This is a genomic window from Streptomyces sp. NBC_00104, from assembly GCF_045160825.1.
In the GTDB taxonomy this organism is placed as follows: domain Bacteria; phylum Actinomycetota; class Actinomycetes; order Streptomycetales; family Streptomycetaceae; genus Streptomyces.
The window spans coordinates 5,800,335-5,815,479 of record NZ_CP108215.1 but is presented as its reverse complement, the minus strand read 5'-3'; the positions used below and the strand labels follow the sequence as shown (position 1 = coordinate 5,815,479).

At 69.6% G+C, this 15,145-nt stretch carries 13 protein-coding genes; 8 read left to right on the top strand and 5 right to left on the bottom strand.

The window, feature by feature from the left end:
• Positions 1–34 precede the first annotated feature (34 nt).
• Together OG272_RS25615 and OG272_RS25610 are read left to right on the top strand one after the other, a co-directional pair.
• Positions 35–2,044 carry an FUSC family protein gene (locus OG272_RS25615; RefSeq protein ID WP_405894953.1) on the top strand — a complete coding sequence of 670 codons (2,010 nt, stop codon included), beginning with the start codon at positions 35–37 and terminating at the stop codon, positions 2,042–2,044.
• Between the two features lie 150 nt (positions 2,045–2,194).
• Positions 2,195–2,410 (top strand): hypothetical protein, encoded by a 216-nt coding sequence (locus OG272_RS25610; protein WP_326580386.1) that lies wholly within the window; start codon positions 2,195–2,197, stop codon positions 2,408–2,410.
• Between the two features lie 161 nt (positions 2,411–2,571).
• Here OG272_RS25610 and OG272_RS25605 read toward each other — a convergent pair whose 3' ends face one another.
• Positions 2,572–4,644, bottom strand: coding sequence for a PhoX family protein (locus tag OG272_RS25605; protein ID WP_328223616.1), 2,073 nt, complete (start codon positions 4,642–4,644; stop codon positions 2,572–2,574).
• Positions 4,645–4,897: 253 nt separating this feature from the next.
• Between OG272_RS25605 and OG272_RS25600 the strand changes: the two genes are divergently transcribed.
• Both OG272_RS25600 and metG read left to right on the top strand, forming a co-directional pair.
• Complete coding sequence (locus tag OG272_RS25600) at positions 4,898–6,898, top strand: VWA domain-containing protein (protein WP_405894952.1); 2,001 nt, start codon at positions 4,898–4,900, stop codon at positions 6,896–6,898.
• A 180-nt stretch (positions 6,899–7,078) separates the two neighbouring features.
• Positions 7,079–8,794: a methionine--tRNA ligase gene (gene metG / locus OG272_RS25595; RefSeq protein ID WP_327728722.1), complete on the top strand. Its 1,716-nt coding sequence runs from the start codon at positions 7,079–7,081 to the stop codon at positions 8,792–8,794.
• A gap of 674 nt (positions 8,795–9,468) precedes the next feature.
• Here metG and OG272_RS25590 read toward each other — a convergent pair.
• Positions 9,469–9,861 carry a cupin gene (locus OG272_RS25590; RefSeq protein WP_327728723.1) on the bottom strand — a complete coding sequence of 131 codons (393 nt, stop codon included), beginning with the start codon at positions 9,859–9,861 and terminating at the stop codon, positions 9,469–9,471.
• Positions 9,858–11,306 carry an MFS transporter gene (locus OG272_RS25585; protein WP_327750232.1) on the bottom strand — a complete coding sequence of 483 codons (1,449 nt, stop codon included), beginning with the start codon at positions 11,304–11,306 and terminating at the stop codon, positions 9,858–9,860. Before OG272_RS25585 ends, OG272_RS25590 begins: the two co-directional genes overlap by 4 nt.
• 57 nt (positions 11,307–11,363) lie before the next feature.
• Between OG272_RS25585 and OG272_RS25580 the strand changes: the two genes are divergently transcribed.
• Positions 11,364–12,032: a TetR/AcrR family transcriptional regulator gene (locus tag OG272_RS25580; protein WP_327728725.1), complete on the top strand. Its 669-nt coding sequence runs from the start codon at positions 11,364–11,366 to the stop codon at positions 12,030–12,032.
• 195 nt (positions 12,033–12,227) lie between these two features.
• Entirely contained in the window at positions 12,228–12,725 is a 498-nt protein-coding gene (locus OG272_RS25575) for a recombinase family protein (RefSeq protein ID WP_327728726.1), read from the top strand.
• 309 nt (positions 12,726–13,034) lie between these two features.
• Here the strand turns inward: OG272_RS25575 and OG272_RS25570 are convergent, their stop codons facing one another.
• Positions 13,035–13,463, bottom strand: coding sequence for a VOC family protein (locus OG272_RS25570; protein ID WP_327728727.1), 429 nt, complete (start codon positions 13,461–13,463; stop codon positions 13,035–13,037).
• A 252-nt stretch (positions 13,464–13,715) separates the two neighbouring features.
• On the opposite strand from OG272_RS25570, the gene OG272_RS25565 reads away from it, so the two are divergent.
• Positions 13,716–14,138 carry a hypothetical protein gene (locus OG272_RS25565; RefSeq protein WP_328223614.1) on the top strand — a complete coding sequence of 141 codons (423 nt, stop codon included), beginning with the start codon at positions 13,716–13,718 and terminating at the stop codon, positions 14,136–14,138.
• Positions 14,139–14,325: 187 nt separating this feature from the next.
• Entirely contained in the window at positions 14,326–14,496 is a 171-nt protein-coding gene (locus OG272_RS25560; protein WP_327728729.1) for a hypothetical protein, read from the top strand.
• Between the two features lie 70 nt (positions 14,497–14,566).
• On the opposite strand, the gene OG272_RS25555 is transcribed toward OG272_RS25560, so the two are convergent.
• Complete coding sequence (locus OG272_RS25555; RefSeq protein WP_327728730.1) at positions 14,567–15,049, bottom strand: hypothetical protein; 483 nt, start codon at positions 15,047–15,049, stop codon at positions 14,567–14,569.
• Positions 15,050–15,145 lie beyond the last annotated feature (96 nt).

Below are 15,145 nucleotides of genomic sequence, written 5' to 3'. Positions count from 1 at the left end.
AGGAACCCCATTCACCCCCGTCCATAATGGGCGCATGCCCCGCCCACTCCCCATCGGCCTCTCCCCTCCCGACTGGCTGGTGCGGAACCTTCAGCCGCTGCAGGCGCCGCCGGTCAACCGGCCGGCCGTCGCCCGCGCGGCGATCGCGCTGACGCTGCCGCTCGTGCTCGGCCTCGCCGCCGGGCAGCCCGGGTACGGCGCGCTCGCCTCCATGGGCGCCGTCTTCGGCGTCATCAGCGACACGGCGGACGCGTACCGCATGCGGTTGCTCAAGATCGCCGTTCCGCAGCTCTTCGGCGTCGTGGGCATCACGCTCGGCTCGCTGGTGTACGGCCACGGCTGGGTGACCGTCGCGGTGCTCACGGGGGTCGCGCTGGTCTCCGGAATGATCTCGTCGATCGGCGCCGTGGCCTCCGTGTCGGGGCTGCTGCTTCTGCTCAACTCGGTGATCGGCGCCGGCCTGCCGATGCCGGGGGAGTGGTGGCTCGCCCCGCTGCTGATGTCCGGCGGCGGCCTCCTCGTCCTCGCGCTGGCCCTGCTCGCCTGGCCGCTGCGGGCGGGCGTACCGGAACGGACCGCGGTCGCGGACACCTACCGCAAGGTCGCGGACCTCCTCGCGACCACGACGGCACCCGCCCCGGACGGCGACAAGGGCACGGACGACGCGGACGACGCCAAGGACACGTACGACGACAAGGACACGTACGACGACGCACGGCGCATCGTCACCCAGTCCCTCGACCAGTCCTACGACCTCGTTCTCGCCCGCCGCGCCCGCCACCACGGCCGCAGCCCCGAACTGGTGCGGCTGCTGGCCCAGTTGAACGCGATCACCCCGCTGGTGGAGGCCGCCCCGGCGGTACGGCTGTCCGGCCTGCCGCTGCCCACCGAGATCCCGACGGCCGTACGCCATCTCGCGGAGGCCGTCGAGACGGGATACTCGGGGCCGCTGGGGCTGCGGCTGCCCGAGCCCGGGAGCAAGATCGGGCGGGCGGTCGACCAGGCGCTGCGGCACGCCGCCGACGTCGCCACCGAGAAGTCGCCGGACGCGCTGAAGAAGGCCGGCGACCGGGCCGGCCGCCCCGCCCCGCTGGGCGTGCGCGCCCTCCGGGTCGCGCGGAACGTCGCCCTCTCCGGCACCTCCTGGCGCTACGGCCTGCGCCTCGCGCTGTGCATCGGCATCGCCCAGGCCCTGGTGTCGCTCGTGCCCGTGCCGCGCTCGTACTGGGTGGCGCTGACCATCACGTTCGTGCTGAAGCCGGACTTCGGGTCGGTGTTCTCCCGGGCACTGCTGCGGGCGCTCGGCACGGTCGTGGGGCTGGTGGTCGCGGCCGGGATCCTCTCCCAGGTGCCGCGCGGCTGGTGGGACGTGCCGGTGATGCTGCTCCTCGCGCCGCTGATCCCGGTGTTCACGCCCCGGGGCTACGGCTATCAGACGGCGGCCATGACCCCGGTGATCCTGCTGCTCTCCGACATCCTCAACCACCAGGGCACGGGCCTGCTGGTGCCGCGTCTCGTCGACTCCCTCATGGGCTGCGCGATCGCCCTCGTCGCGGGCTATCTGCTGTGGCCCGAGAGCTGGCACGCACGGGTCGGCGCCGGTCTCGCGGACGCCGTCGCCGACACGGCCGCGTACGTCGAGCACGCCTTCGGAGACGGCCCGGCGGACCCCGCCGGACGGGCCCGGATGCGCCGCCGCCTCTACCGCGACCTGTCCGCCATCCGTACGGAGTTCCAGCGGGCCCTCACCGAACCGCCGCCCGTCGGGCGACGGGCCGCCGCCTGGTGGCCGCTGGTCGTGGCGGTCGAGCGGATCATCGACGCGACGACGGCCGCGCGGGTCCGGATCAAGCAGGGCGCGGAACCGCCGTCCACCGCCGAGGTCGACCAGGTCGTCGTTCAGCTGCGGGAGCTGGCGGACGGACTGCGGAAGACGGAGACCCTCTACGAGGTCCGCTCCGACCTGAGCGGACCGCCGGAGAGCGTGCTGGAGCCGCTGCGCCAGGAGGTGGCGGCGGCCAGGACGATCACCTCTCCCCTCTGAATCCCCCGCGTCAGTGAGTCCCCAGGTCAACTCGACGCAGGGCGCTGAATCGTTACGTCATCCCCGCACGGGTGACTGAGGGCGAATTCGCAGCCGAAAAGCAGACATGATCAATCCTGTTCAACCGCCCTACCTATAAGGGGATTTTTCATGCGTCGCACCGCGACCGTCCTGCTCGGAACCCTCGCCCTCGCCGGCACCATGGCCCCGGCGGCCCACGCGATCCCGGACCCGGTCGGCACCGTCACCTGTGTCGCCGAGACCCCGGCCGGCGTGACGGAGCTCGTCGACCCGGCCGTGCTGCTCGACCCGGCCGGCCTCGTGGACCCGGCGGGCCTCCCGGGCGTCGGCTGCCTGGCTCCCTGACCTCCGGCCGCGAGAACCGGTGCGGGCCGCCCTCCCCGACAGGAGGACGGCCCGCATTCGCATATGCGTACGGGATCAGACGTAGCAGGGGGTGCGTACGGGATCAGACGTACGCAGGGGGTGCGTACGGGATCAGACGTACGCAGGGGGTGCGTACGGGATCAGACGCCGATGTCGCAGCCGTCCGCGCGCCACACCGCGACGACCGCCGGGCGGACGTACGTGCCCGCGCCGTCGGGCCAGGCGCTCTTGGGGTTCTCGACGGTGGCTCCGTCGAGCTCGCCCGGGTGCTGGACGGCGACCAGGACGCGGCGTTCCTGGATGATCGGGCCGCAGGTCTCCGCGCCGCTCGGCACCGTCAGGAACTGCTTCAACTCACCGCGCCGCTCACCACGGGTCGCCACCCCGAACAGACCGTCGTGCGAGCCGAGCTGGGCGCCGTCGGTGGAGATCCACAGGTTGCCGTGCGGGTCGAAGGCGACGTTGTCCGGGCAGGAGATCGGGCTGACGTGGTCCTTCGGGAAGCCCGCGAAGTAGGTCGCCGGGTCCTCGGGGTCGCCCGCGACGAGGAACAGCAGCCAGCCGAACCTGGTGCTCTCGGGACGGTTGCGGTGCTCGGTGAGTTCGAGGACCTGGCCATGCTTGTTGGCGTTGCGCGGGTTGGCCTCGTCGGCGGCCGGGAAGCCGGTCTTGCCACGGTTGGAGTTGTTGGTGAGGGCGACGTAGACCTTGCCGGTGACCGGGTTGGGCTCGATGTCCTCGGGGCGGTCCATCTTGGTGGCGCCGACCTTGTCCCCCGCGAGCCGGGTGAAGACGAAGACCTCGTCGGCCGTCATGCCGTCCACGTGCGAGACGGCGCCCTCGGCGGTCGCGGTGGCCAGCGGGATCCACTCGCCGCCGCCGTCGAACTCACCGTCGGCCGGCAGCTTGCCCGTGCCGTCGATCTCGATGGCCGGGGAGTCTCCGGTGAGCCTGGCGACGTAGAGCGTGCCCTCGTCGAGCAGCGAGAGGTTGTGCTCGCGCACCGCGCGGCCCGACCCCTTCCTCATCCGCTTGGCGCTGACGAACTTGTAGAAGTAGTCGAAGCGCTCGTCGTCACCGGAGTAGACGACCGGACGCCCGTCCGAGGTCAGCCGGATGGTGGCGGCCTCGTGCTTGAACCGCCCGAGCGCGGTGTGCTTGCGGGGCGTGGAGGAGGGGTCGTACGGGTCGAACTCCACCACATACCCGAAGCGGTGCGCCTCGTTCGGTTCCTGGGCGACGTCGAACCGCTTGTCGAACCGCTCCCACTTGCGCTCGGAGGCGCCGGTGCCGATGCCGTACCGCTTGTCGGTCGTACGGCTGCTGTTGGCGAAGTACTGGTTGAAGTTCTCCTCGCCGTGCAGCGTGGTGCCCCAGGGGGTCGTACCGCCCGAGCAGTTGTTGAGGGTGCCGAGGACCTTGGTGCCGGTCGGGTCGACGGAGGTCTTGAGCAGGTCGGAGCCGGCGGCGGGCCCCGTCAGCCGGAACTCGGTGGTGGCGGTGACGCGGCGGTTGAGCTGGTGCCGGGTGACGGCGGTGAGCTTGCCGGTGCGCCGGTCCTCCTCGACCACGACGGCGGACAGCCCGTGCGCGGCCCAGGCGACCTCGACCTGGTCGCGGGTCGGGTTGGCGGCGTCGTAGCCGCGGAACATCAGAACCTCGTCGGTGTACTCGTGGTTCGCGACGAGGAGCCGGCGGCCGCGCTCACCGGGGAGCGGGAGCAGCGCAAGGAAGTCGTTGTTGTAGCCGAACTGGCCGGCCTGGGCCTTCGCCGTCTGGTTCTCCGGGTCGAAGGCGGGGGCGCCGCGCAGGATCGGCTCGCCCCAGCGGATGACGACGTTCTGCTTGTACCCGTCGGGGACGGTCACGGTGTCGGCGGTGTTGGGCTCGACGGCGGTGAACCGCAGACCGCGGGCGGCCCTGCCCTTGCCCTTCCCCGTGCCCGTGCCCGTGGCGGCTTCGGCCGTGGCCGCGGCGGCGGGCGGGGCGGTGCCGAGCGTGGCGGCCGTACCGGCCGCGGTGGCCACGGAGACGACGGCGGCGGCTCTCATCACCGAGCGGCGGCTCAGCGCGCTCGCGATGACGTCGCCCACGTAGGGGTTGGTGCTGGTGTTGGGCACCTCGTGGAAGCAGGCGTCACCACAGCGGAACCGACAGGTCAGGGCGGAACGGCCGCCGGGATGCGAGCCGATCATGGGCAGCAGCTTGCGCACAGCGCGCTCCTCGATGCTCTTATGTGCCTTTTGGGTGTCAGCGTGACGCTAGGCGGGCGTGTGTTCGAGAACGGGGACGCGAGGTGAACACAGGGTGAACCTGCGGGAGTTGAGGCGGTGTTGACAGCGCGGGGTGGCGGGGATAGAGAAAGGCCCCTGCCCCACCCCAAGATCGCCACGCCCGGCCGCTAACCTTACGTGTCCGTCCTGGCCAGGGATTGACGGGCTTCAACTCACCCGAAGGGTTGCGCACATGGGCATTCTCTCTCTCCTGCGGAATGCGTTCAGCCGCTCACGCAAGGGGCGCGACACGGTTCCTTCGCAGGAGGCGGAGCGGGTTTCCTCACCGGAGGCCGCCTCCACGCGGGAGGCCGAGCCGAAGGTTCCGGCCCCGTCGGCCGAGCCCGAGCCGACGACCACGACCACCGAGCCTGCGGTCCCGACGCCGCCCGCCTCCGTCGCCGACGAACTCGTCTCCGCGGCGTTCGACAACGTGACGGTACCGAAGCCGCGAGACGGCGAGACGGAGGCTGGGGCTCCGCCCGAGGCCGAGACGAAGCCGGAGGTGAAGCCGGAGGCGGAGGTAGCGCCGAAGGCGGAGCTGGAGCCGGAGAAGGAGCCCGAGGCGGAGACGCCGGCGGTCGAGCCCGAGCCGGTCGTCGAGCCCGAGCCCGTGGCGTCCGCCGAGCCCGAGCCCGTGGCGTCCGCCGAGGCCGAGGTGGAGGCTGCCGCCGAGGTGGAGGCCTCTGCGCCGGCCGCCGAGGCCGAGCCGGAGCCGGTGGCCGAGCCTGCCCCGGTGGCCGAGCCCGAGCCCGTCGCCGACCCCGTCGCCGACCCTGAGGCCGAGGCTGCCGCCAAGGCCGAGCCGGAGCCGGTCGCCGAAGCCGAACCCGAGGTACCCGCCGAGGCCGAGGTGAAGGCCGACGCCGAGGCCGAGCCCGAGCCCGCTGCACCGGCCGCCGAGGTCGAGCCGGTGGCCGAGGCCGAGCCTGTGGCGTCGGAGAGTGAGGCTGAGACGGAGGCCGCCGCTGACTCCGTGGCGCCGACCGCCGACACGGAGCCGAAGGCGGACGCCGAGACGGTGAAGTCGGCCGCGGAGCCGGCCGCCGAGGCGGAGGCCGAGGTCGCGAAAGCCGAGGTCACGAAGGCCGAGGTCACGAAGGCCGAGCCGGTGGCTGCGAAGGAGGACGAGCCCAAGCCCGAGGCCGAGGCCAAGCCCGAGGTCGAGGCCGAAACCGAGCCTGAACCCGAGGCCGTGCCGGAGCCGGAAGCCGTGAAGGAGCCGGAGACCGCGCCGGAGTCAGACGCCGCCCCCGAGGCGGAGCCGGCAGCCGCCGACGAGCGCGAAGCCACCCCCGAGGCCGCGGCCTCTCCCGCGCCCGAAGCCACAGCCACCCCTGAGCCGGTGGCCGCCGCCGAACCGGAAGCCGCTTCCGACCCGGCCCCCACCACCGAGCCGGCCACCGCCCCCGAGCCCGTGGCCGCAGCCGAGGAAGCCGCCCCCGTACCGGCGGTCGCCGACGGTGGAGGCGCCCCGCAGGTGGCACCCGCTGCCGACGACGAGAGCGGCACGGGTGGTGCGGGCGGGAAGGCGAAGGCGAAAGCGGCCGAGGTCTCCGTGCCCGCGAGCCTGCGTACCGCCTACGACGCCGCACAGGCCGTACTCGCGAAGCGCGACCTCACCGACGCCCGCGCCAAGGTGTACCTCGTGCTCGACAGGTCCGCGTCGATGCGCGGCTACTACAAGGACGGCTCGGCACAGGCACTCGGCGAGCAGACCCTCGCCCTCGCCGCCCACCTCGACCCCGAGTCCCCCGCCGTCCCCGTCGTCTTCTTCTCCACGGAGCTGGACGGCACCGGCGAGCTCACCCTCGACGCGTACGACAACAAGGTCGACGACCTGCATGGCGGCCTCGGCCGCATGGGCCGTACCAGCTACCACGTCGCCGTCGAGGAGGTCCTCGCCCAGCACCAGAAGGCGGCGGCCTCCGGCACCCCCGCCCTCGTCGTCTTCCAGACCGACGGCGCGCCGGACGCCAAGACCCCGGCGAACCAGGCGCTCGCGGACGCCGCGAAGAACCACCCGGCCGTCCACTTCGCGTTCGTCGCGTTCGGCGACCCGGAGAACAAGGCCTTCGACTACCTCCGCAAGCTGAAGACGGCCAACACGTCGCACTTCCTGGCCGGCGAGACCCCGCGCGAACTGACGGACGCCGAGGTCTACGAGGGCATCCTGGCCGCCTGGCGCCCGTAACCCCGTCCCCGCACCACCCCGCACCACCCCGTACCCGGCTCGTCCCGTGCCGCCCGCTTCCCACCCGTCAAAACGGGAGGCGGGCGGCACACCCATGTCGGCTACGATTTCAAGGTTCCGGAAATCCCCCGCACGATTCCGCGACCATCACCTCACGTAACGACCTGGGAGCAGCCCGCGATGGCTCGACACCTCATCACCAGCGCCCTTCCGTACATCAACGGGATCAAGCACCTGGGCAACATGGTGGGGTCCATGCTCCCGGCGGACGTGTACTCCCGCTACCTCCGCCAGCGCGGCCACGACGTCCTGTACATCTGTGCGACGGACGAGCACGGCACCCCGGCCGAGCTGGCCGCGAAGGAGCAGGGCCTGCCGGTCGCCGAGTTCTGCGCCCAGGCGCACGACGCGCAGAAGGCCGTCTACGACGGTTTCGCGCTCGCCTTCGACTACTTCGGCCGCAGCTCCAGCCCGCAGAACGTCGAGATCACCCAGCACTTCGCCCGCCGGCTGAAGGAGAACGGGTTCATCGAGGAGCGGGCCATCCGCCAGGTGTACTCGCCGGCCGACGGCCGCTTCCTCCCGGACCGCTATGTCGAGGGCACCTGCCCGCACTGCGGCTACGACAAGGCCCGCGGCGACCAGTGCGAGAACTGCACCCGGGTCCTGGACCCCACGGACCTCATCGAGCCCCGCTCGGCGATCTCCGGCTCCACCGACCTGGAGGTCCGCGAGACCAAGCACCTCTTCCTCCTCCAGTCCGAGCTGCAGCACGAGGTCGAGGCCTGGGTCAGCGCGCACGAGCACGAGTGGCCGCAGCTGGCGTCCTCCATCGCCCGCAAGTGGCTGACCGAGGGCCTGCACGACCGCGCGATCACCCGTGACCTGGACTGGGGCGTCCCGGTCCCCGCCGACACATGGCCGGAGCTGGCCGCCGAGGGCAAGGTCTTCTACGTGTGGTTCGACGCCCCGATCGAGTACATCGGCGCGACGAAGGAGTGGTCGGACCAGGACCCGGAGAACCGCGACTGGAAGTCCTGGTGGTACGACGTCGACACCGACGTCCGCTACACGGAGTTCATGGCGAAGGACAACGTCCCCTTCCACACGGTGATGTTCCCGGCCACCGAGCTGGGCATCCGGGAGCCGTGGAAGAAGGTCGACGTCGTCAAGGCGTTCAACTGGCTGACGTACTACGGCGGGAAGTTCTCCACCTCGCAGAAGCGCGGTGTCTTCACCGACCAGGCCCTGGAGATCCTCCCGGCGGACTACTGGCGCTACTTCCTCATCGCCAACGCCCCCGAGTCGGACGACTCGTCCTTCACCTGGGAGCACTTCACCGCCACGGTCAACAAGGACCTCGCCGACACCCTCGGCAACTTCGTCAACCGCGTCCTGTCCTTCTCCCGCAAGCGCTTCGGCGACGAGGTCCCGGCGGGTTCCGCGGCCGGTGAGGCGGAGACGAAGCTGGGCGAGGAGATCGCCCGCCTCCTCGCCGAGTACGAGGCGCAGATGGAGGCCCTCCAGTTCCGCAAGGCGGCGGCGGCGCTGCGCGCCCTGTGGTCGGCGGGCAACTCCTACCTGGAGGAGAAGGCCCCCTGGCTGGAGATCAAGACCGACCAGGACGGCGCGGCCCTCACCCTCCGCACCGCCATGAACCTCATCCACCTCTACTCGGTGGTCTCCGAGCCCTTCATCCCGGCGTCCTCGGCCGCCATGCGTGCCGCCTTCGCCCTCAAGGACGACACGGCGACCTGGGTCACGGCAGCCGAGGCCAAGGCCCTCGACTCCGTCCCGTCCGGCACCCCGTTCACCGTCCCCCCGGTCCTCTTCGCCAAGCTGACGGAGGACGACCTGGAGGCGTACAAGGAGCGCTTCGGCGGCGAGCCGGCGTAACGCCCAAGCATCAGAACAAGGGCTCGGTGACGTACGGCGTCACCGGGCCCTGCGTCGTCATGGGAGACACCGCCGGTGTACCGGCCCCGGTCAACGCGTCACCGTGCGCCGCCGCCCCTGGGTGGTCACCGACGTCGTCCGCTCGACCGCCGCAAGTGACGACCCTTCGCGTGCCGCCGAAGCCGCCACCACTACAGCTGGACGGCGAAGCCCAGCGCCTCGTGGCGCCGGTCCTGTTCCTTAACCAGCCCGCCTCGTCGCCGGACAGGGTGAAGTGGTCCACCACCCCGTCCAGACCCAGATCCCGCCCCACTGACAGCCCCTTCTGCATGCCGTGATCGGTATTCGGGCTGGACGGTAGAAGCACAGCTGTACACGGCGCACGAACATCGGCGAAGCGGTCCGGCGGGGTGGGCGGGCCTGGTCGCGGCGTCGGACGATCAGTTCAGGCGAAGGCTGTATGCCCAGCGGCCTTGCCCGTGGCATCCCTGCGCATGGCGGTCATGTCCAGGTCCGCCAGATCGGGGAACCGGCGACAGTTGAATACGCGAGCTCATCAGTATGGATCCCTGTGCAGTCGACGAGGGCTGTCAAACGGCGCGCTGTGGGAACTTCGTGAGGACTGGGCGAGGCTCGCGGTGGCCCGGCAGCGAATATGTCGGGCCACCTCCCGGTCAGTGAATCTCGGTGCGTTTTTCGAGGCGAGTGCCGTGGCGAAGGGTGATCGACATCAGGTCGCTGGGGGCGTTCAGCTCCAGGCGGTGCCAACGGCCGCGGGGGACGATCACTGCGGTGCCTGCCTGCAACTGCACCATGTCCTCGGCGCCACCGGGCGTGGTGGCACGGAAGTAGAGGCGGACGCCGCCAGTCAGGCAGCACACCGCCTCTTCGGCCTCCGGGTGCATCTCCCAGTGGTCGGCGTGAACGTCGACGTCGGTCTCCACGTGGAACGTCGTGATCTGCCAGGCGCAGTCGCTGCTCGTCATCTGCCGTTCGGCGGCTCGGACATCGCCGTCGGGGCGGAACTGCAGCGCGGAGACGAACAGGTCGATGGGGGTCGTCGTCATGATGGTGTTCCTTCCAGTCGGTTCTTTGCGGGGGCGGCGGGTTGCGGGTCAGGCAGGGCGGCATGGCGTCGGGGCAACACCCCGATCGCCACGACTGCCGCGAGCACGAAGAGGCCGGCGGTGACGGCCAGGCCCAGGGCGTAGCCGTCGTTGAGCGCGGCAGGGTCGGTGGCCGTGCCGGTGCGGTATGCGGCGATGGTGGCCAGGGCGGCCAAGCCGACGCAGCCGCCGAGTTGGCGGGAGCTGTTGAAAAGGCCGGAGGCCATGCCGGCCTCGCGGGAGGCGACGCCGGTGGTCGCGGCGGCGGCGACCGGGGCCAGGACCAGTCCGACGCCGACGCCGGTGATGAGGCAGGGACCGAGCACGTCGGTGAGGAAACCGCCGCCGGGGCTGATGAACGCGAACCAGGCCAGGCCCACGGCGGCCAGCAGAGCGCCGGGCACCAGGGCAGCTCGGGGGGTGCGTGCCGTGGTGACGCGGGTCGCGATGACGGTGCCCGCGACCAGGCTCACGGAGAACGGCAGGAACGCGGCGCCGGTCTCCGCGGCACCCATGCCCAGGACCTGCTGCACGTACAGGGACACGAAGTAGAACGCCGTGAACTGCCCGGCCGCGGCCAAGAAAACCAGCACGTTGGCGCCGGCCACCCAGCGACTGCGCAGCAGGCCGAGGCGCAGCAGCGGCGCGGGGGCTCTGGATTCGGCGAGGATGAAGGCGGCCAGGAGCGCGGCCGCAGCGGCGAGGGTCGCCACGGTGGCCAGGCATCCCCATCCTCGGGCGTCGGTGCGGACGACACCGAACACCAGCAGCCCGACTCCGCCGGTCGCCAGGACAGCGCCGAGCACGTCCAGCCTCTCGCGCCGGTCGGGCTGTGCTCCCGCGGGCACGCCTGCCGGAACCAGCGCGAGAGCCGCTGCCACGATGGGCAGGTTGACCAGCATCACCCAGCGCCAACCCGCGTACTCGGTCAGCAGACCACCTGCCAGTACTCCCACCGCTCCCCCTGCGGCGTTCACCGCGCTCCACACCCCGAGCGCCCGGACACGCCGAGGGCCCTCAGAGAACGTCGTGGTGAGCATGCCCAGCGCGGCTGGGGCGGCCGCGGCAGCCCCCAGCCCCTGGCCGGCACGGGCCGCGATCAGTTGCCAAGGCGCCTGGGCCAGCCCGCCCGCCAGCGAGCACAGCCCGAAGACGGCCAGGCCCACCACGAACAGCCGACGGTGACCGTACAGGTCACAAGCGCGGCCTCCCAGTAACAGCAGGCCGCCGAATGTGAGCGCGTAGACGTGCACGATCCACGACAGGTCGAGCGGCGCGATTCCCAGCGCGGTACGGATCGCGGGCAATGCGACGTTGACCACCGACATGTCCAGGGCGAAGACGAACTGGGCGACGGCCGCCGCCGCCAGCACCACTCCAGGTCGCCCCTGTTGGTTTTTATACACGTAAAGAAACTAGCGCCAGGAGATCGCCGTTGTCGACACCTGGGGAATGATGGGGGCATGCCGCAGCCGTCCGCACCGCGCAAATCTCCTGGCCGACCTCCCCGCATCTCCCGCGAGGAGGTCATCGGGACGGCCCGCCGAATCGTGACCGAGGAAGGCGTGGACCGTCTGACCATGCGGCGGCTGGCCACGGAGATCGGCAGTACGCCGATGGCGCTCTACCACCACGTCCGCAACAAGGAAGAACTGCTCGTCCTGCTGCTGGATGACTACGCGGCGCAGGCGCTGCGCCGATCCGAACTGCCCGCCCACCCTCGCCAGCGGATCGTCGTTGCCGCCGCCGCGATCCACGAGGCGCTCGCCGCCTGTCCCTGGATCGTGGAAGTGCTGACCGCCGATGACCTGATGTCCACGTCAGCGCTGTGGTTTGTCGAGCAGATCGTCGACGGCCTGGTCGAATGCGGACTGTCCCCCGAGCAGGCCGTGCACGGTTACCGCGCGATCTGGTACTACACCGCTGGAGAGATCGTGGTCCGGGCGACAGCGGCCCGGCGGCGCGCAGACGACGACCGAGGGACCTACCGGGAGCAAGTCTTCGGCAATCTCGACCCGGGTGAGCTGCCCCGGTTGGCACAGATCGCGGACCGCTGGGCACCGCTGACCGGCGAGGACACTTACCTTGACGGGCTCCGAGCTCTGGTCGATGGCCTTCTCGCCCCCCGCTGACGATTTTCCGTCGCCGATGATGTGCGCCTGGCCCTTGGCCGGACACTCCCCACTGGATCCCATGTGTCCTTGAGTGTCGGCAAACGACCGTCTGTCGACACTCATACGCGTGATCACGAACCCGCAGGTGGGCACTGTTGACAACTCGCGTCGGAAATCAACGTCGGTGAACGGTCGTCGGAGTCGTTTCCGACAATGCTTCTTGGCTACTGCCGCACTTCGACGGCCGATCAGAAACCCGACCACCAGATCGACGCACTTCTCCGCAACGGCGTCGACCGCGACAACATCCACGTCGACGTCGCCAACGGCGCGAAAGCCTCCCGCCCCAAGCTCGACCTCGTCATGCAGTTGATGCGCGAGGGTGACACGTTGAAGGTCACCCGGCTCGACCGGCTCTCCCGCTCCGTGCTGCACCTGGTGACCCTCGGCGCCGAGCTGCGGGAGCGCGGGATCGGGCTGCACGTCATCGGGCAGGGCATCGACACCTCCACCATGGAAGGCCGGGCCATGTTCGGGATGCTCAGCGTGCTCGCGGAGCTCCAGAGAGAGCTGAGCGTGGCGAACACGAACGACGGGCTCGCCTCCGCGCGGGCCCGCGGCCGGATGGGCGGGCGCCGGCCGAAGCTCACGGCCGACCAGGCCGAGCTCGCCCAGCAGCTCTACGACGCCCGGGAGAAGACCGTCCAGTAGATCGCCGACATGTTCAACGTGCGCCGTTCCACGGTCTACGGACACCTCGACAAGGCCAAGGCCGTGCCCCGCCAGCCGAAGAAGACCGCTGCGGCGAAGCCCTGAAAGCTGCCGGCGGGTTACTTGTCACTTGGTTCGCTACTCGTTAACAACACGACGGCCGTGGGTTCAGCGTGACTGAGGAACTTTCACCGGGAACCCACGGCGTCTTCGGCAGGCAGGCTCGGAAGTGCGGTGGGTTCGTCGCTGCTGTTTCGGTTATGGCCGGAGCTTCCGTGCCTGCGAGTCGAAGCAGTTGATCGTGGCCCCTCAGTCGATACAGAACTCGTTGCCCTCGATGTCCTGCATCGGGATGCACGAATCATTGCCGTCATACAACGTTCGTACGTGTACTGCGCCGAGCGGGACCAGTCGTGCGCATTCAGCTTCAAGTGCGGCGAGTCGCTCTTCACCCACGAGTCCAGTGCCGACCCGCACGTCAAGATGCAGCCGGTTCTTGGCGGCCTTTCCTTCGGGGACGCGCTGGAAATACAGTCGCGGGCCCACACCTGAGGGATCTATGCAGGCGAACCATGAATCCCGCTGCTCAGGTGGCTGCGAGCGCTTGAAATCGTCCCAAGTGGCAAACCCCTCTGGTGGCGGCGGTACGACATACCCCAACACCTCGCACCAGAAACGAGCGAGGCGCTCAGGTTCTGCGCAGTCGAAGGTGACTTGGAACTTCTTGATCGATGGCATCGGTCCACAGTAGTGGCGCGTGCTGGTCACCGAGATCCCGGGGTTTCATCGCCGTGCGGGTCGAGGTCTCGCGTGACATGAGTAGCGCCAACAGACCAGGTCGCCTGAGCCGACGAGCGAATCGGACCAGATCACCTGTGACAGGGGTCAATTAGCATGAGACGAGACAGTACGAAGTCCGCGGACAAACCCGCGCTCTTCGCGGCGATCCGACGAGACGCTCAAGCTGAACAACTGCCTGTCACACACCTGGTGAGACGCCACCGCGTCAGTCACGCCACCGTCCGGCAGGCCCTGAACTCGCCCACGCCACCACCCCGCAAGAAGCGACCTCCCACCGTGGGCCCGGCCAAGGGACGGATCCGCCCGGTGATCGACGCCATCCTCGACGAGTACGCCGCCACCCACGCCGGCCAGTTCCCCACCATGAGGGTGATCTGGGAGAAGTTGCTGGACGACCACCATGTCACCGCCGCTTACGCCACCGTCCACCGATACCTGACTAAACATCCGCACTGGAGCCAGGACACCCTGGTCCGGCAGCCTGACCAGCGTTCGGGAGACTTCCTTGCAACGGCCCAACTGCCCTTCCAGAGCAACGTGATCAAGCACTACCGGGCACTGCTGGCCGCAGTCCGCCGAGACCCGGCACGGCACGGACTCGACGGCTCCTAAGCCACGACGACGGCCTTCATCCTCGGCCTCGACGCCGGAAGCTCGTGGAGCATGCTCACCGGATTCCAAGAATGGCTCGTCGTCCGACTCGGCAAGGGACACGACCTGACCTGGCCCGTTCTCGTCCGCCACCTCGCCCCCGGAGGCTGGACCCACCCCACTCTCCGCACAGACCGACATTGCAGCCGTGACTACGCTCTACCAGCTCATCGGGGAATTCTTCACCACACGAGAACAGCCGGACGGCCCTGCCCGGGTCTTCCGGACCTACCAGTCCTGGGAGATCACCCAGGACTGGTATCACCTCGAAGACCTGGCGAAGTTGCCGGGCTCACGCGAGGGCCTACGGCCTGACTAACCCGGTCGAATTTCGAGCAAGGAGCCGCAGACCACATCCTGTCCATCGTCTCCTGCTGACTTGATACTGATCAGCGGGTGGGGAACGAAGCCAGAGCAAGATCCCACTGGTCAGCTGCGCGAAGCAGAGCAGCCATATCTACCTGGGCCTCGACGAAGTACCGGTAGAGGTCTGCTCCGTTTTCACCCTGCTGCCATGGGGGTGCCGCCTCCATAGACAGATGCACACGAATCACCGCACCATCCTCGCTTCGATCGACGAGGCTGAAGGCCAGGACCGGCTCGACGAACTGCATGTCCGGGGACAGCGAGCCGTCGGCATCCGGTCCGGTCACCACAACCGTCCCCGCCGCCACCGCGCGCAGCCAAGCGGACACCTGGCGGGCCTCATCGATCAGCAGACAAGGATCAGTGAAAGCCCAGATGCCCTCCGGAGTCATCACCGAGCCACCAATGACCAGCCAGTTGTCATCGTATGAGTCGCCGCGGACCGCGGAGAACTGATACCGCAACGGGCAAAGCTCGACACTGCTTACCTGATCACCCAAGAGCATTGCCAAAGGGTGTCACAGACCTCCTCGACGCTGCACAGGCCCTCACAACACGTCACCACAACCCCGTGGGTGAGCTGGGCAAGACGGGCCGTTTGA